This is a genomic window from Arsenicicoccus cauae (genome assembly GCF_009707125.1).
GTDB lineage: Bacteria > Actinomycetota > Actinomycetes > Actinomycetales > Dermatophilaceae > Arsenicicoccus > Arsenicicoccus cauae.
Genome location: NZ_WLVL01000023.1, coordinates 181,248 through 202,992, shown reverse-complemented (window position 1 = coordinate 202,992; position 21,745 = coordinate 181,248). Strand labels below are relative to the sequence as shown.

The 21,745-nt window shown below is 72.3% G+C and carries 20 protein-coding genes; 2 read left to right on the top strand and 18 right to left on the bottom strand.

Features of this window, described 5'->3' with window-relative positions; all coding sequences use genetic code 11:
• Nucleotides 1-526 precede the first annotated feature (526 nt).
• From tyrS to infC, 17 genes are all read right to left on the bottom strand, one after another.
• On the bottom strand, nt 527-1,792 hold the full coding sequence (gene tyrS, locus GGG17_RS07260) for a tyrosine--tRNA ligase (protein WP_288797711.1): 1,266 nt from the start codon (nt 1,790-1,792) through the stop codon (nt 527-529).
• Between the two features lie 61 nt (nt 1,793-1,853).
• Nucleotides 1,854-2,411: a GNAT family N-acetyltransferase gene (locus GGG17_RS07255; RefSeq protein WP_154593067.1), complete on the bottom strand. Its 558-nt coding sequence runs from the start codon at nt 2,409-2,411 to the stop codon at nt 1,854-1,856.
• Nucleotides 2,412-2,451: 40 nt separating this feature from the next.
• Nucleotides 2,452-3,069, bottom strand: a complete 618-nt coding sequence (locus GGG17_RS07250; protein WP_154593066.1) for a DNA-3-methyladenine glycosylase — start codon at nt 3,067-3,069, stop codon at nt 2,452-2,454.
• Nucleotides 3,069-4,499 carry an argininosuccinate lyase gene (gene argH, locus GGG17_RS07245; RefSeq protein ID WP_154593065.1) on the bottom strand — a complete coding sequence of 477 codons (1,431 nt, stop codon included), beginning with the start codon at nt 4,497-4,499 and terminating at the stop codon, nt 3,069-3,071. The genes GGG17_RS07250 and argH overlap by 1 nt, the downstream gene beginning before the upstream one ends.
• A gap of 69 nt (nt 4,500-4,568) precedes the next feature.
• Entirely contained in the window at nt 4,569-5,069 is a 501-nt protein-coding gene (argR, locus tag GGG17_RS07240; RefSeq protein WP_154593064.1) for an arginine repressor, read from the bottom strand.
• A complete protein-coding gene (locus tag GGG17_RS07235; protein ID WP_154593063.1) occupies nt 5,066-6,271 on the bottom strand; it encodes an acetylornithine transaminase in 1,206 nt (401 codons plus the stop codon). The genes argR and GGG17_RS07235 overlap by 4 nt, the downstream gene beginning before the upstream one ends.
• Nucleotides 6,268-7,236, bottom strand: a complete 969-nt coding sequence (gene argB / locus GGG17_RS07230; RefSeq protein WP_154593062.1) for an acetylglutamate kinase — start codon at nt 7,234-7,236, stop codon at nt 6,268-6,270. The genes GGG17_RS07235 and argB overlap by 4 nt, the downstream gene beginning before the upstream one ends.
• Nucleotides 7,233-8,384, bottom strand: coding sequence for a bifunctional glutamate N-acetyltransferase/amino-acid acetyltransferase ArgJ (argJ, locus tag GGG17_RS07225; protein WP_311966496.1), 1,152 nt, complete (start codon nt 8,382-8,384; stop codon nt 7,233-7,235). The genes argB and argJ overlap by 4 nt, the downstream gene beginning before the upstream one ends.
• Nucleotides 8,381-9,427, bottom strand: a complete 1,047-nt coding sequence (argC, locus tag GGG17_RS07220; RefSeq protein ID WP_154593061.1) for an N-acetyl-gamma-glutamyl-phosphate reductase — start codon at nt 9,425-9,427, stop codon at nt 8,381-8,383. Before argC ends, argJ begins: the two co-directional genes overlap by 4 nt.
• Nucleotides 9,428-9,495: 68 nt before the next feature.
• The gene (locus GGG17_RS07215) at nt 9,496-10,293 is read right to left on the bottom strand and encodes an SDR family NAD(P)-dependent oxidoreductase (protein ID WP_288797700.1); all 798 of its coding nucleotides are present in this window, start codon (nt 10,291-10,293) and stop codon (nt 9,496-9,498) included.
• A gap of 1 nt (nt 10,294) precedes the next feature.
• Nucleotides 10,295-12,862 (bottom strand): phenylalanine--tRNA ligase subunit beta, encoded by a 2,568-nt coding sequence (gene pheT, locus GGG17_RS07210; RefSeq protein WP_154593060.1) that lies wholly within the window; start codon nt 12,860-12,862, stop codon nt 10,295-10,297.
• The gene (gene pheS, locus GGG17_RS07205) at nt 12,862-13,956 is read right to left on the bottom strand and encodes a phenylalanine--tRNA ligase subunit alpha (protein ID WP_154593059.1); all 1,095 of its coding nucleotides are present in this window, start codon (nt 13,954-13,956) and stop codon (nt 12,862-12,864) included. Before pheS ends, pheT begins: the two co-directional genes overlap by 1 nt.
• Nucleotides 13,957-14,030: 74 nt before the next feature.
• The gene (locus GGG17_RS07200) at nt 14,031-15,137 is read right to left on the bottom strand and encodes a sensor histidine kinase (RefSeq protein ID WP_154593058.1); all 1,107 of its coding nucleotides are present in this window, start codon (nt 15,135-15,137) and stop codon (nt 14,031-14,033) included.
• A gap of 44 nt (nt 15,138-15,181) precedes the next feature.
• Nucleotides 15,182-15,997 carry a TrmH family RNA methyltransferase gene (locus GGG17_RS07195; protein WP_311966495.1) on the bottom strand — a complete coding sequence of 272 codons (816 nt, stop codon included), beginning with the start codon at nt 15,995-15,997 and terminating at the stop codon, nt 15,182-15,184.
• A 107-nt stretch (nt 15,998-16,104) separates the two neighbouring features.
• On the bottom strand, nt 16,105-16,485 hold the full coding sequence (rplT, locus tag GGG17_RS07190) for a 50S ribosomal protein L20 (RefSeq protein WP_311966494.1): 381 nt from the start codon (nt 16,483-16,485) through the stop codon (nt 16,105-16,107).
• Nucleotides 16,486-16,525: 40 nt separating this feature from the next.
• On the bottom strand, nt 16,526-16,720 hold the full coding sequence (gene rpmI / locus GGG17_RS07185; RefSeq protein WP_019287233.1) for a 50S ribosomal protein L35: 195 nt from the start codon (nt 16,718-16,720) through the stop codon (nt 16,526-16,528).
• Between the two features lie 64 nt (nt 16,721-16,784).
• Nucleotides 16,785-17,417: a translation initiation factor IF-3 gene (gene infC / locus GGG17_RS07180; protein ID WP_289032440.1), complete on the bottom strand. Its 633-nt coding sequence runs from the start codon at nt 17,415-17,417 to the stop codon at nt 16,785-16,787.
• 457 nt (nt 17,418-17,874) lie between these two features.
• On the opposite strand from infC, the gene GGG17_RS07175 reads away from it, so the two are divergent.
• Nucleotides 17,875-20,358 carry a phosphoketolase family protein gene (locus GGG17_RS07175; RefSeq protein ID WP_154593056.1) on the top strand — a complete coding sequence of 828 codons (2,484 nt, stop codon included), beginning with the start codon at nt 17,875-17,877 and terminating at the stop codon, nt 20,356-20,358.
• A 108-nt stretch (nt 20,359-20,466) separates the two neighbouring features.
• On the opposite strand, the gene GGG17_RS07170 is transcribed toward GGG17_RS07175, so the two are convergent.
• Nucleotides 20,467-21,060, bottom strand: a complete 594-nt coding sequence (locus GGG17_RS07170) for a pentapeptide repeat-containing protein (protein ID WP_154593055.1) — start codon at nt 21,058-21,060, stop codon at nt 20,467-20,469.
• A gap of 106 nt (nt 21,061-21,166) precedes the next feature.
• On the opposite strand from GGG17_RS07170, the gene GGG17_RS07165 reads away from it, so the two are divergent.
• Complete coding sequence (locus GGG17_RS07165) at nt 21,167-21,712, top strand: SRPBCC domain-containing protein (protein ID WP_195849153.1); 546 nt, start codon at nt 21,167-21,169, stop codon at nt 21,710-21,712.
• Nucleotides 21,713-21,745: the final 33 nt, after the last annotated feature.

Sequence of the window (21,745 nt, the reverse complement as noted above, 5' to 3'; positions counted from 1 at the left end):
CCCAGCAAAAAGACAAAACAACATGACGTTGAATCGTCCATCTACCAAAGGAACCTCAAACGAGGTCAAAAACTTGGCATCGAATTTCGGCACGCTGTTGAGTTCTCAAACATCGGACGCTCACGACATCCCGAACCACATGTGTGGGCCTTCGTGCCGAGGCTGTCAGTTTCCGAATCACATCTTGGGCTTCTCGGACCAGATCAGTGACCTGCGGAGCGCGCTTGGCGTGTTCGGTTCCTCTACTGTAGCAGGTGTTTCTCCCGCTTCCTAATCGGGCGTTTCCGCTCATCAGGATATACCGAAGTACCTTCTCGGTAGAGGTTGTCATCCGCGGGACCGGCCTACTTCGCTGCGAGGTTTCCCTGCTAGCAGTGGTGTCCGTTCCTCCCTGTCCGGGCGACATCGAGAACATTACGTGAAGGTGTCCGGGGAGACAAATCCGCTGGTCAGCACGCCGATGGCCCCGGCCAGCCACCCTCGGGGATGTGACTGGCCGGGGCCATCGGGCCGGCACGCTCGCGGGTCAGGCCTCCGGCATACGACCAGCAGCCATGGACTTGCGGCCCCGCTTGAGCAGGACCACCCGGCCGTGGAGGAAGTCCTGCTCCCCCAGCACGGCCTCGGGGTCGGACACCTTGGCGTTGTTGACCGAGGCGCCGCCTTCCTTCAGCGCGCGCCGAGCCTCGTTGCGGGACGCCACCAGACCCACCGACACCAGCGCGTCGACCACGGTGTCCCCGGGGGACAGCTCTCCCCCGGGCAGCTCCGCCGTCGCGTCCAGCAGGGTCTCCCGGTCCAGGGCCGCGATGTCCCCCTTGCCGAAGAGCGCCTCGGACGCGGCCTGCACGGCCGCGGTCGCCTCGGGTCCGTGCACGAGCGTGGTCACGTCGGCCGCCAACGTCCTCTGAGCCGTGCGCCGGAAGGGCTCCTCGGCGACCTGACGCTCCAGCCCGACGATCTCGTCGCGCGTGCGGTCGGTGAAGACCTTGAGCAGCTTGACCACCGAGGCGTCCTCGACGTTGATCCAGTACTGGTAGAAGGCGTAGGGCGAGGTCATGCTGGGGTCCAGCCACACGGCGTTGCCCGCGGACTTGCCGAACTTCTCCCCGGAGGAGTCGGTCAGCAGGGGGGTGGTGAGCACGTGCACGGACGCGCCCTCGACGCGACCGATGAGGTCCACGCCGGCCGTGAGGTTGCCCCACTGGTCTTGGCCACCGGTCTGCAGGGTGCAGCCGTACTGCCGGTAGAGCTCGAGGTAGTCCAACGCCTGCAGGATCTGGTAGCTGAACTCCGTGTAGGAGATGCCCTGGTCGGAGTTCAGGCGCGCGGCGACCGCGTCCTTCTTGATCATCTGGTTGACCCGGAAGTGCTTGCCGTAGTCGCGCAGGAAGTCCAGGGCCGAGATCGGGGCCGTCCAGTCGAGGTTGTTGACGAAGATCGGCGGGTTGCCGGAGTCGTCCGACAGGATCGCCCGCACCTGCACGGCGATCCGCTCGACATCGGCGGCGGTCTGCTCCTTGCTCTTGAGGACGCGCTCGCTCGACGGGCGCGGGTCGCCCACCAACCCGGTCGACCCACCCACCAGGCCGATGACCCGATGACCGGCGCGCTGCAGGTGCCGTAGGGCGATCAGCTGCACGAGGTTGCCGAAGTGCAGGGACGGCGCGGTCGGGTCGAAGCCGCAATACACGGTGATGGGTCCGTCCTCGAGGGCCTGGCGCAGCTCGGCCTCGTCGGTGGTCTGCGCCACCAGGCCGCGCCACTGCAGCTCGTCGAGGATGTCGGTCACGGTGGATCACTCCTTGCGTCGGGTGCCCGCCGCCGGACGGGCGAGCCGGGACCAGCCTGCCCTATCCCCGGCGGTCGGCGTAGTCCGTGTCGAGCACCGAGTAGTAGTACTCGTCGAGCCAGCGGTCCTCGTGCCGCGTCGACTTGCGCAGGACGGCCTCGCGCGTCATGCCGAGCGTGGCCATGAGCCGGCACGCCGCGTCGTTGCCCTCGACCGTGGTCGCGAACACCCGGTGGGCGCCCAGGTCACGGAAGGCGTGGTCCAGCAGCGCCCGCCCCACCTCGGTGGCATAGCCACGACGGTGGTACTTGGGGTGCAGCACCCAGGAGATCTCGTAGACGTCGGGGTGCTCGTACCGGTGGAAGACGACGTGCCCCACGACCTTGTCCTTGCCCCGCCTGACCAGCGCCAGCACCGGCGGGTCGTCCCCCACCCAGCGGGACAGGAAGCGCCTGACCTGCTTGTCGGAGTAGGGATCGTCGACGTAGCGCATCACCTGCGGGTCGCTGAGGTAGCTGCGCACGGCCTTGAAGTCGTCCTCGCCGAAGGGGCGCAGCGCCAGCCGCTCGGTGCGCACGGACGCGCTGACCTGCCTGCTCCCCCGGTGGTCCCTGCTCACGGTGTCGTGCTCCTGCCCGGGGCGAGCCCCGCTTTGCCGATCAGAGGCGCGGCGGCCGTCGCCGCACCACGGCTGGACGATACGCCGAGACGGTGGGCTCGTCCGCCAGCCAGTAGCGCCAGGGGAACCTGTCGCCGTCTCCACCGGGGCCCGACACACCGACCCGGGGGCCGGTGCGGATCATACCCGCCTCGGGATCCAGTGTGCCCGGCACGAGGCGCACCGCGGCGGCGGGGTCCAGCAGGTCCAGCCCGTGGTGCCCGAGGTCCAGGCCGAGGGCCTTGGTCAGTCGCCCCGGGCCCCGGGCCAGGTCGCGGGGCCGTATGCCGGAGCGTCGCTCCGCGACCTGGTCGTGGCCGGCGACCACCTCGCCGGCGCGCAGCAGCACCGCCGAGGCCTCGCCGATGGGGCCGCACACGACGTTGACGGCGTGGTGCATTCCGTAGGACAGGTAGACGTAGAGGTGCCCCGCCTCGCCGAACATGACCTCGGTGCGCGGTGTGGGGCCACGGAAGGCGTGCGAGCCGGGGTCCCGCTGACCGGCGTACGCCTCGACCTCGGTGAGCCGTAGACCGACCGGGCCGTGCCACAGGACGCACCCGAGCAGGTCGGGGGCGACCTCGAGCACCGGGCGCGCGAAGAACTCGCGCGTGAGCATCAGGCGCGCACGTCCAGGGCGGAGCCAGCGAACTCCCGGAGGCGATCGGCCCGCTCGGCGACGCGGGCGCGCTGCTCGGTCACACGCTCCGGGGCGGTGCCGCCCTTGGCCGACCGGGACGCCAGGGATCCCTCGACCGACAGGACCGACCGGACGTCGGGCGTGAGGTGCTCCGAGATGCGCCGCAGGTCGTCGTCGTCGAGGTCCCACAGCTCGATCCCGCGCTCCTCGCACACGCGCACGCAGGCGCCGGCGACCTCGTGGGCGACGCGGAAGGGCACGCCCTCGCGCACGAGCCGCTCGGCGACGTCGGTGGCGAGGGAGAAGCCCTGCGGCGCCAGGGACTCCAGCCGGTCGTCGTGGAAGGTCAGGGTCGCGACCATGCCGCTGAAGGCGGGGAGCAGCACCTCGAGGGTGTCGACGGCGTCGAACACCGGCTCCTTGTCCTCCTGCAGGTCGCGGTTGTAGGCGAGCGGCAGGCTCTTGAGCGTGGTGAGCAGGCCCGCGAGGTCACCGACCAGTCGGCCGGCCTTGCCACGTGCGAGCTCGGCGACGTCGGGGTTCTTCTTCTGCGGCATGATGCTCGACCCCGTCGAGTAGGCGTCGTCGAGCGTGACGAAGCTGAACTCCTTGGTGGCCCACAGGACGACCTCTTCGGCCAGCCGGGACACGTCGACCGCCGTCATCGCGCACACGAAGGCGAACTCGGCCACGACGTCTCGCGAGGCCGTGCCGTCGATGGAGTTCTCCACGCTCGTCGCGAAGCCCAGGTCGGCCGCGACCGCCTCCGGGTCCAGGCCGAGGGACGAGCCGGCCAGGGCGCCGGCGCCGTAGGGCGAGACCGCGGCCCGGACGTCCCAGTCGACGAACCGCTCGACGTCGCGCAGCAGGGCCCAGGCGTGGGCGAGCAGGTGGTGGGCCAGCAGGACGGGCTGCGCGTGCTGCAGGTGCGTGCGCCCGGGCATGGCGGTGGTGGCGTGCCCCTCGGCCTGGGCGACCAGCGCGTCGACCACGTCGAGGACGAGGCCGGCCACCGAGCGCGCGTGGTCGCGCAGGTACATCCGGAAGAGGGTCGCGACCTGGTCGTTGCGCGAGCGGCCGGCCCGCAGGCGTCCCCCGACGTCGGCGCCGGCGCGCTCGATGAGCCCCCGCTCGAGGGCGGTGTGGACGTCCTCGTCGTCCTCGGCGGGCGCGAACGCCCCGGACTCCACGTCCTCGCGCAACCGCCCCAGGGCCTCGAGCATCGCGTCGAGCGTGGCGTCGTCCAGCAGCCCGGCGCGGTGCAGGACGCGGGCGTGGGCCCGCGAGCCGGCCAGGTCGTAGGGGGCGAGCCGCCAGTCGAAGTGGGTCGACTTCGACAGTGCTGCGAGGGCGTCGGCCGGTCCACCGGCGAAGCGACCGCCCCACAGGCTGGTGCGCTCGGAGGTCATGCGGGTCCTTTCGGAGGGGAGGAGGGGGACGGTGCGGCCGGCGGGCCCGGCGGCTGCGGAGGGGTGGGGTCAGTCGTCGTTGACGCCGGCGAGCCCGAGGAGCTTGGCGGCGACGGCCTCGCCGCCGTCGGGGGCGGCCGTGATCACCAGGATCGTGTCGTCGCCGGCGATGGTACCGACGATGTCGCCCTCGCGGGCCATGTCGATCGCCGACGCCAGGAAGCTCGCCGCCCCCGGGGGCGTGCGCACGATCACGAGGTTGGCCGACGCGCGCGCGGAGACGAGCAGCTCCTCGCACACCTTGCGCAGCCGGCCCGACACCTCGGCCATGTCGGGAGCGATGCGGGGCGTCTGGTCCCCGCCGAGACCGGGAAGTGCGTAGACGAGCGTGCGCCCCTGGCGCACCTTGACGGCCCCGAGGTCCACGAGGTCGCGCGAGAGCGTCGCCTGCGTGATCTCCACGCCCTCGGCCGCCAGGAGCTCGAGCAGCTCGTTCTGCGAACGCACCGTCGTGCGGGCGAGGATGTCGGCGATCAGCTGGTGCCGGGCCCCGCGGGTCTGGGCGATCATGGGTTCCCTCCCTCGGAGGCGACGATCCCGTCGAGGACGACGGACAGGTCCGCCACGAACTCGTCGACCTCGTCCGTGGTGAGCACGAGCGGCGGCGCGAGCCGGACGGCATCCGGGCGTACCGGGTTGACGATAGGCCCTCGGGCCTCGAGGGCTGCCGTGACCTGGGCGGACACGTCCCGGGTGAGGGCGATCGCCCGCAGCAGCCCGGCGCCACGCACGTCGCGGACCAGCGGGTGCTGCAGGCCCTCCACGGCCGCGACGAGGTGCTCACCGGTGGTCTTGACCTGCTCGAGCAGGTCGTCCTCCTCGATCGTGCCGAGGACCGCGAGCGCCGCCGCGCACGCGAGCGGGTTGCCGCCGAAGGTCGTGCCGTGCTGCCCCGGCCCCAGCAGGCCGCTCACCCGCTCGCCGAAGGTCACGACGGCCCCGATCGGCACTCCCCCGGCGAGCCCCTTGGCCAGGGTCATGACATCGGGCCGGACGCCGTGGGCCTGGTGGGCGAACCACGTCCCCGTGCGCCCCACCCCGGTCTGGATCTCGTCGAGGACGAGCAGCGCCCCGGCGGCGGTCGTCGCCTCGCGGGCGGCCCGCAGATAGTCGGTCGACGCCGGTATGACGCCCGCCTCCCCCTGGATGGGCTCGAGCACCACCGCGGCGACCGTGTCGTCGACCGCCGCACGCAGGGCGTCGACGTCGTCGTAGGGCACGAACGTGACGTCCCCGACCAGCGGCTCGAACGGCGCGCGGTAGGCCTCCTTGTGAGTGAGGGCCAGGGCACCGGTGGTGCGCCCGTGGAAGGCGCCCTCGGCGGCCACGATGCGGGTGCGCCCCGTCCGACGGGACAGCTTGACGACCGCCTCGATCGCCTCGGTCCCGCTGTTGCACAGGAAGACTCGCGACCCGGACGGGGCGTCGGACAGCTGCAGCAGGCGCTCCCCTAGGCGCACCTGGTCGGGGGTCACGAAGAAGTTGGAGACGTGGACGAGCTCGCGGGCTGCCCGGCTGACGGCCTCGACCAGGGCCGGGTGGCCGTGCCCGAGGCTGCTGACGGCGATGCCCCCGAGCAGGTCCAGGTGACGACCCCCGTCGGCGTCGTACACGTAGCAGCCCTCCCCCCGGACCAGGGTGAGCCGTGGTCGCCCGAAGACCCCGAGCAGGACCTCCTGGGAGCGGTCGAGCGTGGTGGCGCCGGTCGTCATACGGCCTCCTCGGCAGGGTCAGCTGGATCAGCAGGGGCATCGTCGGAAGGCGCCGTGATCATCGTGCCGACCCCCTCGCTGGTGAAGACCTCCAGCAGCAGGGAGTGGGCCACGCGGCCGTCGATCATGTGGGCCTGGGGCACGCCACCGCGGACGGCGGCGACGCAGGCCTCGAGCTTGGGGATCATGCCGGCGTCGACCCGGGTGGCCAGCTCCGCGGCCTCGTCCACCCCCATCCGCGACACGATCGAGGCGGGGTCCGGGTAGTCGAGGTAGACGCCCTCGACGTCGGTCAGGACGACGAGCTTGGTGGCGCCCAGGGCAGCCGCCAGGGCGCCCGCGGCCGTGTCGGCGTTGACGTTGAGGACCTGCCCGTCGACGTCCAGGTCGGGCGCGACGGTGGATACGACCGGGATACGCCCGGCGTCCAGGATGTCCTGCACCGCGGCGGGATTGACCACCTCGACGTCGCCGACGAGGCCGAGGTCGACGTCCTCGCCATCGACGACGGTGCCCCGGCGACGGGCTCCGAACAGGTGGGCGTCCTCGCCGGACAGTCCGACGGCCAGGGGGCCGTGCTGGTTGAGCAGGCCGACGAGCTCGCGCCCGACCTGGCCGGTCAGCACCATCCGCACGACGTCCATGACCTCGGGGGTCGTGACCCGCAGGCCGCCGCGGAACTCGCTGGCGAGGCCCAGCCGGTCGAGCATGGCCGCGATCTGGGGGCCCCCGCCGTGGACGACCACGGGACGCAGGCCCGCGTAGCGCAGGAACGCGACGTCCTGCGCGAAGGCGGCCTTGAGCTCGTCGTCGATCATGGCGTTGCCGCCGTACTTGACGACGACGAGGGCTCCCCGGAAGCGCTCCATCCAGGGCAGCGCCTCGACGAGGACGGACGCCTTGGCCAGGGTCCGCGGGTGGGACTCGTGCAGGCGCGGGGTGCGGGCGGCGGGTCGGGTCGTCATGTGCTGTAGGCCGAGTTCTCGTGGACGTAGTCGTGGGTGAGGTCGTTGGTCCAGATCGTGGCCGCGGCGTCCCCGGCGTGCAGGTCGACCAGGACGTGCACCTCGCGCGGGGTGAGGTCGACGAGCTCGCGGGGCTCCCCCACCCCCATGGCGCGGCAGACCTGGACGCCGTTGATCGCGACGTCGAGCCGATAGGGGTCGAAGGTCGCCGCGCTGGTGCCGACGGCGGCCAGGACGCGACCCCAGTTGGGGTCGTTGCCGAAGACCGCGCACTTGAACAGGTTGTTGCGGGCGACGGACCGGCCGACCTCGAGGGCGTCGTCCTCGTCGGCGGCGCCCACGACCTCGATCCGGATGTCGTGGTGGGCGCCCTCCGCGTCGCCGATCAGCTGGCGGGCGAGGTCCTGGCAGACCTGTGTGAGGGCGGCGGCGAGCTCGTCCTCGCCGGGAGCGACCTCGCTCGCCCCGTTGGCCAGGAGCACGACGGTGTCGTTGGTGGACTGGCAGCCGTCGGAGTCGATCCGGTCGAAGGACTGCGCCGTCGCCGCGCGCAGGGCCCGGTCCAGGACGTCGGCCTCGACCCTTGCGTCGGTGGTGAGGACGACGAGCATCGTGGCGAGGGCCGGCGCCAGCATGCCGGCGCCCTTGGCCATGCCGCCGACCGTCCAGCCGTCGCGCGTGACCGCCGCCTGCTTGCTGCGGGTGTCCGTGGTCATGATCGCCTCGGCCGCGAGGGCTCCCCCGTCGGCCGAGAGCCGCCCGGCGGCGTCGTCGATCCCGGCGCCCAGCCGGTCCATGGGCAGGCGCTCGCCGATGAGCCCGGTCGAGCAGACGACCACGTCACCGGCGCTGACGTCGAGCCGGTCCGCGACCTGCTCGGCCGTGCGGTGCGTGTCGAGGAAGCCCTCGGGGCCGGTGCACGCGTTGGCGCCGCCGGAGTTGAGCACCACGGCATCGACCCGGCCGTCGGCCAGCACCTGCCGGCTCCAGGTGACGGGGGCGGCCTCGACGCGGTTGCTGGTGAAGACGGCGGCCGCAGCGTGCTCGGGACCGTCGTTGACGACCAGCGCCACGTCCGGTCGGCCGCTGGCCTTGAGACCAGCGGTGACGCCGGCGGCCCGGAAGCCCCGGGCGGCGGTGACGCTCACGGGGCCACCCCCACCGTCGGCAGGCCCGTCGACTCGGGCAGGCCGAGCGCGAGGTTGATCGACTGCACCGCGGCGCCGGCCGTGCCCTTGGTGAGGTTGTCGATCGCGGCGACGGCGACGACCCGGCGGGTCCGCTCGTCCAGGGCCACCTGCACGTGCACCTGGTTGGAGCCGACGACGTCACTGGTGCGGGGCCACTGCCCCGGCGGCAGCAGGTGCACGAAGTCCTCGCCGGCATAGCAGGACTCCCAGGCATCCCGCACCTCCTCCGCGGTCGCCGAGGCCACGGCACGGGCGGTGCACGTGGCGAGGATGCCGCGCGACATGGGGGCGAGCGTGGGGGTGAAGGAGACGGTGACCGCGGCGCCGGCGACGCGGGAGAGGTTCTGCTCGATCTCGGGCGTATGACGATGGACGCCGCCCACGCCGTAGGGGGACATCGCCCCCATGACCTCGGCCCCCAGCAGATGGGGCTTCAGCCCCTTGCCGGCTCCGCTGGTGCCGCTCGCCGCGACGATCACGACGTCCTCGGGCTCCAGCAGCCCGGCCGCGTGGCCGGGAGCGAGGGCGAGGGTCGTCGCCGTCGGGTAGCAGCCGGGGACGGCGATGCGCCTGGCCCCCACGAGGCCGTCGCGACCCCGCGCCGACCCCGCCTCGAGCGGCAGCTCGGGCAGACCGTAGGCCCAGGTGCCGGCGTGCGGGGTGTCGTAGAAGGCCTCCCAGGCGGTCGGGTCCTCGAGGCGGAAGTCCGCCCCGCAGTCCACGACGACGACGTCGTCCGGCAGGTGGGCGGCCACCTCGGCCGACGCGCCGTGGGGCAGGGCGAGCACCACGACGTCGTGCCGGGCGAGCACCGCGGGGTCGGTCGGCTCGAGCCGACGGTCGGCGAGGGGGACGAGGTGCGGGTGGACGGTGCCGAGCAGGGCGCCGGCCTGCGACGCGGCGCACACGGCCCCGACCTCGAGCTCGGGGTGGCCGAGGAGCAGCCTGAGCAGCTCACCTCCGGCATACCCGCTGGCCCCAGCGACGGCGACGGACTTCATTGCATGAGCATACGACAAACTGGGTGTTCATGCATGTGGGTCCAGGCGCCGAGAGGAGCCGGCCGAGGTCAGGCGACCGGGTCGTCGTCGCCGTAGGGCAGCAGCCCGATCGTGCGTGCCTCGTCCGGCAGCCCGGCGTCGGCCGCCGCACGCAGGGACCCGGCGGTGTCGACGCCGGCGCGGACCATCCGACCGGACCAGGCGTCGAGCTCACCGGACGCCAGGGCGAGGGCGAGGGCCACCACCTCGCCCGGCTCGGTCCACTCGGTGCGCCCGACGTGCTGCGGCATGGCCGCGGTCATGTCGGTGCGGACCACCCCGGGGGCGAGGTCGAAGGCGCGCACCCCGTGCTCGACGCCGGCGAGATGCAGCCCACCGGTGATGCGGGCGAGGGCCGACTTGGAGGCGTGGTAGGCGCTCTGCTCCGCGTCGGCGCGGGTGCCCGACCCGCTGTTGAGGTTGATGACCCGCCCACCGCCCGCGGCGACCATCCGCGGCACCAGCGCGCGGCACAGCAGGAAGGGCCCGAGGACGTTGGCGCGCTGCACGCCCCACCAGGCGTCGACGTCGGCCTCCCACAGCGGAGCGGGAGGCTCGATCACCCCGGCGTTGTTGACCAGCACGTCGACCTGGGCATGGCGCTGCAGCACCTGGTCGGCGAAGACCTGCACGAGGTCGGGCTCGGTCACGTCGAGCGCGCTGCCCAGGGCGTCCAGACCCTCGCGCGACAGCTCGTCGGCCACCCGACGCGCGCCCTCGCCGTCGCGGGAGGTGAGCTCCACGGCATACCCGGCCTCGGCGAAGCCGCGGGCGAGGTGGGCCCCGATGCCGCGCGACCCGCCGGTGACGACGACGACCGGTCGCACCTCAGGCACCCCGCTGGGTCGCGCCGGTGGCCTGCGCCGCCGCCGAGATCGCGCGGTCGCGCACGGCGCTGACCTCCTCGGTGGTGAGGGTGCGGTCGGCGGCCCGGACCGTGAGGCGGTAGGCCAGCGACTTCTTGCCGGGCCCGAGCTGGTCGCTGCGGAAGACGTCGAAGAGCGCGAGGTGCTCCAGCTCCGCACCGGCGCCGTCGCGCAGCGCCCGCTCGAGCACCGCGGCGGGCACCTGCTCGTCGACGACGAGGGCGACGTCGCTGTGCGCAACCGGGTAGGTGGACAGCTTGCGCGCCTCTGCCACGGCCTCGCCGGCGGCCGTGGCGAGCAGGTCCACGTCGATCTCCGCAGCGCAGGTGCGGGCCGGCAGCTCGAGCGCCGCGAGGACCCGGGGGTGCAGCTCGCCGGCGTGCCCGAGGGTCGGGCCGTCGGGCAGGACGAGCCGGGCGCACCGGCCCGGGTGCCAGGGAGCCTGCTCGTCCTGGACGACCTCGAGGCTCACGCCGAGAGCCCGGGCCGCCTCGACGACCACCGCGACCGCGTCGGTCGCCGTCACGGGTCGGGCCGGGCCCCAGGGACCGGCCGGGGCGCTGTCGCCGGTGAGGACCAGCGCGGCGTGCCACGGCTGGGCGGGCACCGCCTCGTCGATGCGCCGCAGCGTCTCGTCGTCGGGCCGCCGCCCGAGCGGCGGGATGGGCGCCTTGCGGTCGCGGCCGTCGGTGCGGGTCACCAGACCCAGCTCGTAGATCGCGAGGTCCTTGGAGCCGCGCGACACGTTGCGCCGCAGCACGTCCAGCAGGGTGTCGAGCAGGGTCGTGCGCAGCAGCGGCTGCTCGTCGTTGATGGGGTTGGCGAGCCGCACCGTGCGGCGCCGCTCGTCGTCGGGGCCGTAGCCGAAGGCATCGAACCGGTCCGCGGCCACGAAGGGGCTGCTCAGCACCTCGACGAGACCCTGCTGAGCCAGGGTGGCCGTGAGGAGTCGTCGAGACCGCTGCGCCGGCGTCAGGCCACGGCCCCCGGGTGCCTGGGGCAGCTCGGAGGGGATCTGGGCGTAGCCCCGCACCCGGGCGACCTCCTCCACGAGGTCGGGCCCGTTGCGCAGGTCGGGACGCCAGCTCGGCGGGGTCACCTGCACCTGGTCACCGTCGAGATCCTCGATGGTGCAGCCGATCTCGCGCAGCACCTCCAGGACCTCCGGGCGCTCGAAGGTGAGCCCCACGAGTCGGGTGGGCAGGGTCACGTCGAAGCTGAAGGGCTCAGGCAGGGCCACCGAGCCCACGTCGGTGACGCCGGGATCAGGGGTGCCGCCGCCGAGCTCCTCGAGCAGCTGGACGACGAGCTCGGCCGCAGCGGCGGTGAGCTCGGGGTCCACGCCCCGCTCGAAGCGCTTGGCCGCCTCGCTCGGCAGCTTGTGGCGGCGCGCCGACCGGGCGACGCTCACCGGGTCGAAGTGGGCGGCCTCGACCAGGACGTCGGTCGTGGTGCCGGTGACCTCGCAGTCCTCGCCGCCCATGACGCCGGCGATGACGAGCGGGGTCTCGCCGCCGTCGGTGATGAGCAGGTCCTGCGGGTCGAGCGCGCGCTCGACCCCGTCGAGCGTGGTGAGCCGCTCCCCCGGCCGCGCCCGCCGGACCTCGATGGAGCCGGAGAGGCGGTCGAGGTCGAAGGCGTGCAGCGGCTGGCCGAGCAGCAGCATGACGTAGTTGGTCACGTCGACCGTGAGCGAGATCGGGCGCATCCCGAGCTGGGTGAGGCGGGTCGCCATCCACGGCGGCGTCGTGGCCTGGACGTCGACGCCCCGGACCACGCGGGCGACATACCGGTCGCAGCCGGGGCGCCCGTCGAGGGGCGCGTCGTCCGCGAGGCGCACCGGGTAGCCCGAGCCGTCGCCGGCCGGCGCGGTACGGGCCGGCTCGGCAGCGGGGTCCGTGAAGGGGGCGCCGAGGGACAGGGCGAGGTCGCGGGCGATCCCCCGCATGCTGAAGGCGTAGCCGCGGTCCGGGGTGATGTTGACCTCCACGACCTCGTCGCCCAGGCCGAGCAGCTCGACGGCGTCGGCGCCGGGGACGGCCCGCGCCAGGCGCTCAGGGTCGTCGGCCAGGTAGTCGCCCAGCACGATGACGCCGCTGTGGTCCTCGCCGAGCCCGAGCTCGTCGACGGCACACATCATGCCGTTGGAGACGTGGCCGTAGGTCTTGCGGGCGCTGATCCGGAAGCCGCCGGGCAGGGTGGCGCCGGGAAGCGCCACGACGACCAGGTCGCCGACGGCGAAGTTGTGTGCGCCGCAGATGATCTCCTGGTGCTTGCCCTCGGTGACCATCTGGCCGTGCCGGCCCACGTCGACCGTGCACCAGCGGATGACCTTGCCGTTGCGCTGCGGCTCGTCGGTGAAGTCCAGGACGCGCCCGACGACGAGCGGTCCGGTGACGTCGCCGCCGTGCAGGCCCTCCTCCTCGAGGCCGACCTTGACCAGGGCGGCGGCCACCTCCACGCCCGTCGCCGTGACGGGCAGGACATCCTCCCCGACCAGCTCTCGCAACCAGGACACGGGTGCGCGCATCAGATCTCCATCCCGAACTGCGTGCTGAAACGGACGTCGCCCTCGACGATGTCGAACATGTCGGGCACCCCGTGGCGCAGCATGATGGCGCGCTCGATGCCCATGCCGAAGGCGAACCCGGTGAAGCGCTCGGGGTCGACGCCCGCCGCCGACAGGACGTTGCGGTTGACCATGCCGCAGCCACCCCACTCGATCCAGCCGGTCCCGCCGCACACCCGGCAGGCCGGGTCCTTGCCGAGGCAGATGGGGCACTGGAAGTCCATCTCGGCGCTCGGCTCGGTGAACGGGAAGAAGGCGGGCCGCAGCCGCGTGGTCACGTGCGGGCCGAAGAGCTCGGCGGCGAACCGGTCGAGCGTGCCCTTGAGGTGCGCCATGGTCAGACCCTCCGCGACCGCGAGCCCCTCGACCTGGTGGAAGACGGGGGTGTGGGTGGCGTCGAGGTCGTCGGTGCGAAAGACCTTGCCGGGGCACACGATGAACAACGGCAGGTCGCGGGTCAGCATCGCTCGCATCTGGACGGGCGAGGTGTGGGTCCGCAGCACCAGGCCGGCGTCGCCGGGCTCGACGAAGAAGGTGTCCTGCATGGCCCGGGCCGGGTGGTCGGGGCCGAAGTTGAGGGCGTCGAAGTTGAACCACTCGGCCTCGACCTCGGGGCCCTCGGCGACCTCCCAACCGAGCCCGGTGAAGATGTCCTCGACCCGCTCGATGGTGGTCGAGATCGGGTGGCGGGCACCGAGCGGGCGACGGGGTGCCACGACGGTCATGTCGAGGCGCTCGTCCACGAGCATGCGCTCGTCCCGCTCGGCCTCCAGCGCCTCCTGGCGCGCCCGCAGGGCCGCCCCTACCCGGCCGCGGGCCTCACCGACCCGCCTGCCCGCCTCGGCCTTGGCCGACGGCGGCAGCGCCCCGATCTCGCGGTTGGCGAGGGCCAGCGGCGACCGGTCCCCCGCGTGCGCGAGCCGCACGGCCTTGAGCGCATCGAGGTCCGTCGCGGCCTCGATGGCGGCCAGTGCGTCGGCGACGTTGGCGTCAACGGCGGCGGGGTCGAGGGCGCTGACCTCCACCGGGTCGTACTGCGTGTTGGGTCCTGACATCGCTCTCACTCGGATCGGGTCGGTGGCTGCGGCGGCCATCCTAGTGGGCCGCTGCCGAGGCTCGCCCCGACGGCTCAGGCCACGTGGTCGGGTGCCCCGGCGGGCAGGGTGAATCGGAACCGCGCGCCACCGGAGGGCGCCCGGCCCACGGTGATGTCCCCGCCGTGCGCCTCGACCAGGCCGCGCACCACGTAGAGCCCGAGGCCGGTGCCGCCGCGGCGGGTCGTGTGCCAGAACCTCGTGAACACCATGGGGTAGTTCTCCTCCGGGATGCCGTCGCCCTCGTCCGACACCGTGACGACCAGCTCGGGACGCTCCTCGCCGGGGGCGAGGTCGACGGTGACCGTGCCGGCGCCGTGGCGAAGGGCGTTCTCCACGAGGTTGGCCATCACCTGCTCGACGCGGTCGGGGTCTGCCCAGACCTCCGGGAGGGTCCCGTGGACCCGGACCTCGAACCTCTCGTGCGGGTGGCCGGCCGCGATCAGCCCGTCGACGTGACGGTCGAGCAGGCGCGGGAGGTCCACCGGCTGGCGCCTCAGCTCGAGCCGGCCGCTGTCGATGCGGGAGACGTCCAGCAGCTCGGCCACGAGGCGGGTGATGCGGTCGGTGTCGGCCTCGATCGTCTCGAGCATGAGGCGCTTCTGGTCGTCGGAGAAGCGGTCCCAGCGGCGCAGCAGCGTGGAGGTGAACCCCTTGACGCTCGTCAGCGGGGACCGCAGCTCGTGCGCCACGGTGGAGATGAGCGCGGAGGACTTCTGCTCGGCCCGACGCCGGGCCTTGGCGTCGCGCAGCGTGATGATCACCTGCTGCACCGGGCCCCGGGGCACGAAGCGCACCAGCGAGGCCGTCAGGAAGACCTCGTGCCCGCCGGGGAGCACGAGCAGTGACTCCGAGATGCGGGTCCGCGTCACCAGTCCGCCGAAGGGGTCGGCGCAGGTCCACCAGCTGCGCCCCTCGAGGTCCTGCAGCGGCACGGCCTGGCGGGCATCCACGCCGGCCAGCGTGCCGGCCGAGGCGCCGAGGAGGCTCGCGGCCCGGGTGTTGAGGGACAGCACCCGGCCGTCGGCGTCGACCACGACGACTCCGTCGGGCAGCGCGTCGAGGTCGCAGCCGCACCGGCAGTCACCGATCCGGGGCTCCGCGGGGCGCGAGTCATCCCGTCGCGCGATCTCCGTGGTCATGGGAGAACCATAGTCAGCGCGTGACAGCTCTCCACCCGAACGGCCTAGTGGGCTGTGCTTGGGTGGAGCATCCGCGCCGAGGAGTAGAGGCAAACCGTTGCAGCCATGGCGAGGTTGAGCGACTCGGCGTGCCCGTGGATGGGGACCCGCACCACGTCGTCGCACAGGGCGCGCGTCTGCGGGGGCATCCCCCAGGCCTCGTTGCCCATCACCCAGGCGTGCGGCCGGGCGAGCCTCGCCTCGACCGCGGCATCGGTCAGCAAATGGTCCCCGTGCCCGTCGGCGGCGATCAGCCGTATGCCGCTCCCCCGCACCGCCTCGAGGGCCTCCGCCACGTCCACCCCCGTCACGACGGGCAGGTGGAACAACGAGCCCACCGTGGACCGGACCACCTTGGGGTTGTAGACGTCGACGCTGGCCTCGCTCACGACGACGGCGTCGGCCCCCACCGCGTCCGCGCCGCGCAGGACGGTGCCTGCGTTGCCGGGGTCGCGCACGTGGGTGAGGACGCACAGCAGGCGCGGCCCTTCGGCCAGGACCGAGTCGAGCGAGACGTCGAGCCGGCGGCAGACGGCCACCATCCCCTGCGGGGCCCGGGTGTCGCCCATCGCCGCGAGCACCTCGTCGGTGACCTCGTGGACGGGCAGGCCGGCGTCACCGGCGTCCTGGAGGATCTGCTCGTGCCGCTCGCGGGCGGTGGCCGTCGCGTAGACCTCGCGGACGACGTCCGGGCGGTGGGCCACGGCCTCCCGCACGGCCTGCGGGCCCTCGGCGAGGAAGGCCTGCTCCCGCTCGCGCACCGACCGGCGGGTGAGCGCCCGCACGGCTCTGACCCGCTCGGACCGCACGTTGCTCAGCACGACATGCCCGTGGGGGCGACCACGGTGGTGGTCGCCCCCACGGGAGCGGAGCTCGTCAGGCCCGGAGGACGGCATACGAGCGGGTGCTGTCGCAGGATCCGGGCGGATCAGGCGGCGTCGGTCGCGGCCTGGGCCGGGACGTTGGCCTTGGCGATCTCGACGAGCGCGGTGAACGCAGCGGCGTCGTTGACGGCCAGCTCGGCCAGCATGCGACGGTCGACCTCGACGCCAGCGGCCTTGAGGCCCTGGACGAAGCGGTTGTAGGTCATACCGTTGGCGCGGGCCGCGGCGTTGATGCGCTGGATCCACAGACGACGGAAGTCACCCTTGCGGGCGCGGCGGTCGCGGTAGGCGTACCCGAGGGAGTGGGTCACCTGCTCCTTGGCCTTGCGGTAGAGACGGGACCGCTGACCGCGGTAACCGCTCGCGCGCTCGAGGACGACCCGGCGCTTCTTCTGGGCGTTGACTGCCCGCTTCACGCGTGCCACGTGAGTACTCCTTAGCTAAGACTGAACAGGGGAAAGGGGCTCACTTGCCCAGGAGACGCTTGATCTTCTTCTCGTCGGCCTTGGCGACGACGACGTCAGGCACCAGGCGGCGCGTCTGACGCTTGGCGCGCTCCTCGAACTTGTGCACGTGGTGCGCACGCTCGCGCATGACCTTGCCGGAGCCGGTCAGGCGGAACCGCTTCTTGGCACCGGAGTGCGTCTTGTTCTTCGGCATGGTGGCCGATCTCCTCTAACTCGTTGTGCGGGCGGGGAAAAAAGATGGGTGGAGGCGAGGCGCCTCACTCAGGACGGGCAGCCTCTGCGACCTCGGCCACGGGCGCCTGAGCCTCGGCCTCGTGCGGCTCGTCGTCGTGGCGGGAGGCGTCCTCGCGGCGCTTGCGCTGCTCCGCCTTGGCGTCCGCCTTCTTCTTGGTCGGGCCCAGCACCATGACCATGTTGCGGCCGTCCTGCTTGGGTGCGGACTCGACGAAGCCGAGCTCGGACACGTCCTCCGCGAGGCGCTGCAGCAGCCGGAAGCCCAGCTCGGGCTTGGACTGCTCGCGACCGCGGAACATGATGGTCACCTTGACCTTGTCACCGCCGTTGAGGAACCGGACGACGTGGCCCTTCTTGGTGCCGTAGTCGTGCGGGTCGATCTTGGGACGGAGCTTGATCTCCTTGATGACCGTGTTGACCTGGTTCTTGCGGGCTTCACGGGCCTTCTGCGCCGCTTCGTACTTGAACTTGCCGAAGTCCATGAGCTTGGCGACCGGAGGCTTGGCCATGGGTGCCACCTCGACGAGGTCGAGGTCCGCCTCGGCTGCCAGGCGCAGGGCATCCTCCACGCGGACGATGCCGACCTGCTCGCCGTTGGGTCCAACCAAGCGCACCTCGGGGACCCGGATGCGCTCATTGATACGAGGCTCGCTGATGTGATGCTCCTTAAGTCGTCCGTACCGGGACCGCGGCCGGAGATGCCGAAAGGCCCCTCGCGACCAGCACGAGGAGCCTTGGGTTTCCGCACAGACACCTGGGCAGGACGTCACCCTGGTGGGAGACGCACCGACGGTCGACGAGGACACCTCGACGACTGCCGCACCTGCGACAGGACCTGGGACCCGGCTGCCTGCTGCTCGACTGGCGTCGATCGGTCGGCTGCCTGGGTGGAAGCGGGGCTTCTCTTGCACGTGGCATCCACGAGGGTGCCACCGGTCAGGGATCAAGGCTACCAGGTGGGCCGCACCGACCCTAATCGCGGGCGGGCGAGGGTCGCCGGGAGCGAGAACCCGCCCATGTGAACATCGCGTGACGGGAGCCGTCCCGCCTTGCCTGCCGCTGGTGGCCGGGCAGAGGGTGGACGGAGCGACGCTACGAGGAGGACGAGAGACGATGACGACCCACCCGACCCAGCCGAGCCCGGGGGTATGCCCCGAGCTCACCCCCGCCGCCCCGCTGACGGAGGAGGTCCGCGACCGGCTCGCCCACCCGGACGAGGCTGAGCTCGCCGCCCTGGACGCCTGGTGGCGCGCCGACAACTACCTCACGGTGGGCCAGATCTACCTCCAGGCCAATCCCCTGCTGCGGGAGCCGCTCTCCCCCGAGCACATCAAGCCGCGGCTCCTCGGTCACTGGGGCACCTCCCCCGGGCTCGCGTTCGTCTACGCCCACGCGTCCCGGCTCGTGCGGCACACCGGCCAGCAGCTGATCTACCTCGCCGGCCCCGGCCACGGTGGTCCCGCGCTCGTGGGCGCCGCCTACCTCGAGGGCGAGTACACCGAGACCTTCCCGGAGATCACGCAGGACGTCGACGGGCTGCGGCGGTTCTTCCGGCAGTTCTCCGCTCCCGGCGGCATCCCCTCGCACGCCTCCGTGACGACGCCGGGCTCGATCCACGAGGGTGGAGAGCTCGGCTACGCCCTCATCCACGCGTTCGGCGCGGTCATGGACAACCCGGACCTGGTGGCGCTGACGGTCGTCGGTGACGGCGAGGCCGAGACCGGTCCGCTCGAGGGCTCCTGGAAGGGCATCTCCTTCCTCAATCCCGCCCGGGACGGCGCCGTGCTGCCGGTCCTGCACCTCAACGGCGCCAAGATCGCCGGCCCGACGGTGCTCGCCCGCAAGGACCCGGAGGAGGTCAGGCAGCTCTTCCGTGGGCACGGCTACGAGGTCCTGGAGGTCGAGGGCGACGACCTCCCCGGCATGCACCAGCGGTTCGCCGAGACGTTGGCGACGGCATACGGCCTGATCAGGGACATCCAGGACCGGGCGCGCGCGGGAGAGGCCCCGACGACCAGGCCGCGCTGGCCCATGATCGTCCTGCGCTCCCCCAAGGGCTGGACCGGTCCGCACGAGGTCGACGGCACGCTGATCGAGGGCACCTGGCGGGCCCACCAGGTGCCGCTGTCCGGAGTCAAGGACGACCCGGACCACCTGCGGCTGCTCGAGGAGTGGCTGCGCAGCTATCGCCCCGAGGAGCTCTTCGACGAGGCTGGGGCGCCCACGGAGCTGGTGACGCGCAACAACCCCGCGGGGCCGCTGCGGATGAGCGCGAGCCCCCACGCCAACGGCGGCCTGCTCACGCAGGACCTGGACCTGCCCGACGTGCGCGACTTCGAGATCGACGTGCCGGCGCCCGCGGTCGTGCGGCACGAGTCGACGCGGGTCCTCGGCGAGCTCATGAAGGCGCTCTACGAGCGCAACCCCCGCACGTTCCGGCTGTTCTGCCCCGACGAGACCAACAGCAACCGGATCGGCGCCGTCTTCGACGTCTCGGACCGGATGACGATGGAGCGGGTCACAGAGGACGACGTGAAGCTCTCGGCCGACGGGCGCGTGATGGAGGTGCTGTCCGAGCACAACTGCCACGGGTGGCTGGAGGGCTACACGCTCACCGGGCGGCACGGGCTCTTCGCGACCTATGAGGCGTTCGCGATGGTCAGCGCCTCGCAGACGATCCAGCACTGCAAGTGGCTCGAGGAGGCGCACCACCTGGACTGGCGGGCCGACATCCCCAGCCTCAACATCCTGCTGAGCTCGACCGCGTGGCGCAACGACCACAACGGCTTCAGCCACCAGGGACCCGGCCTGATCCAGAACGTCCTGCAGATGCGCGGGGACGTCGCCCGGATCTATCTGCCCGCCGACGCCAACACCCTCCTGGCCGTCTCGGACCACTGCTTCCGCTCGCGGTCGCACGTCAACCTGATCGTGCAGGACAAGCAGCCGCAGCTGCAGTACCTCACCCTCGACGAGGCCCGGGAGCACTGCGAGCGCGGCGCCTCGATCTGGGACTGGGCGGGCAACGAGCTCGACTCGCGCGAGGAGCCGGACGTCGTGCTCGCCTGCGCCGGCGACGTCGTCACCATGGAGACGGTCGCCGCCGCGCAGATCCTGCGCGAGCGGCTGCCCGAGCTGTCGGTGCGCGTCGTCAACGTCGTCAACCTCATGACGCTGGCGCGGCGCAAGGACCACCCCAACGGGATGTCGGACATGTTCTTCGAGGAGCTGTTCACCACCTGGCAGGACGTGGTCTTCAGCTTCCACGGCTACCCGGGGGCCATCCACCAGCTCGTGCACGGCCGCAACGACGCCGACAGGTTCCACGTGCGCGGGTTCATCGAGCAGGGCACGACCACCACGCCGTTCGACATGGTCGTGCGCAACCAGGCGTCGCGATACCACCTCGTGATGGACGCGCTCAACAACTCCCAGCGGCACCCGCGCGGCTCCGCCGAGCTCAAGGCCTGGTGCGAGGCGCAGCTGGACCGGCACGAGGAGTACATCCGCGAGCACCTGCAGGACATGCCCGAGGTGCGCGACTGGGTGGCCCAGGACCCGGGCTCGGAGGTCAGCGGGCGGCCGGTCGAGGCCTGAGGACGGTCGTCGCGACGGACCCGAGGCACCCCGAGCGCGCGAGGCGCCCGACCCCGCCCGGCGGCTGCGCTAGCCGCCCTCGGTGCGGACCTCAGACCCGACGCCACCTCACACGACCGTGGCACCGAGGGACTGCGCGACCAGGGCCGCCTGCGCCAGGTCGATCGTCACGCCGCGCAGGTCGACCTCGTCGAGCCGCACCCCCGCCAGGTCGCTGCCGACGAGGGAGGCGCCTCGCAGGAGGGCGCCCCGGAGCACGGCGCGCGCCATACGGCATGACTGGAGCGAGGCGCCGGTCAGGTCCGCCTCGGTGAGGTCGGCCTCCTCAAGGTTGAGCCCGGTCAGCTCGACCCGGCGCAGGTCGGCCTGCCGCAGCGAGACGTAGGACCAGTCGCCGCCCTCGACCGTGAGCGGCAGCAGCATGCAGGCCACGAGCTCGGAGCCGGTCAGCTTGCAGCCGACCAGGGTCGCATCGAAGAACGAGGTCCGCTCGAAGGTGCAGCCGGTGAGCCGGGTGCGCTCGAGGCGCGCCGCGTTGAGCCGGACGTTGCGGAAGCGGGTCCCCTCGAACGCGCAGTCCGTGATGGTCGCCTCGGTCAGGTCGACGTCGACCATCTCGCAGTCGACGTAGCGCCGGCCCACTAGCTCGCGGGCGTACCAGTCCTCGCCCGCGAAGCGTCGACCGAGCACGTCGGTGGTCATGGCGCCAGTGTGGCAGGGCGGTGGGCCCGGGGGTTGACACCGTGGAGCTAACATAGTTAGCCTCAAATAATGGCTAATGCCGTTAGCCCCTGGAGAGGAGCAGCCCATGTCCGTCCGACCGATCGTCACCGTTGCCGGGTCCGTCGCGCTCGCCGCCGTGCTGGTCGCCGGGGCGTCCTACCTCTGGTCCCGCCACCGGCCGCACGTCATCGAGGCCGTCAGCGAGATCCACGCCACGCCCGCCGAGGTGTGGCAGGTCCTCGCCGCCAACGACCGCTACCCCGAGTGGAACCCCTCGATCATCCGCAGCGACGGCCGCTTCGAGGTCGGCGGCCACGTCACCAACACCGTGCGCTTCGGCGACGGCACGATGACCTTCACGCCCGAGATCCTGGCCGTCGAGCCCGGTCGCGAGCTGCGCTGGGTCGGGCGCACCTACCTGCCGCTGGTCGCGGACGGCGAGCACGGCTTCGTGCTGGAGGAGGTGCGCCCGGGGGTCACGCGGCTCGTGCAGCGGGAGGAGTTCACCGGCGTCATCGTGCCGTTCGCGTCGGGCCTGCTGGCCGGCATGGACCAGGAGTTCGCCGACCTCAACGACGCCCTCGCGCGCCGCGTCGAGGCGGTCCGGGGGTCCGCCGTGGCCGGCGGCTAGCGTCGACCTCGTGACCACGCCTCCCCCCGCTCC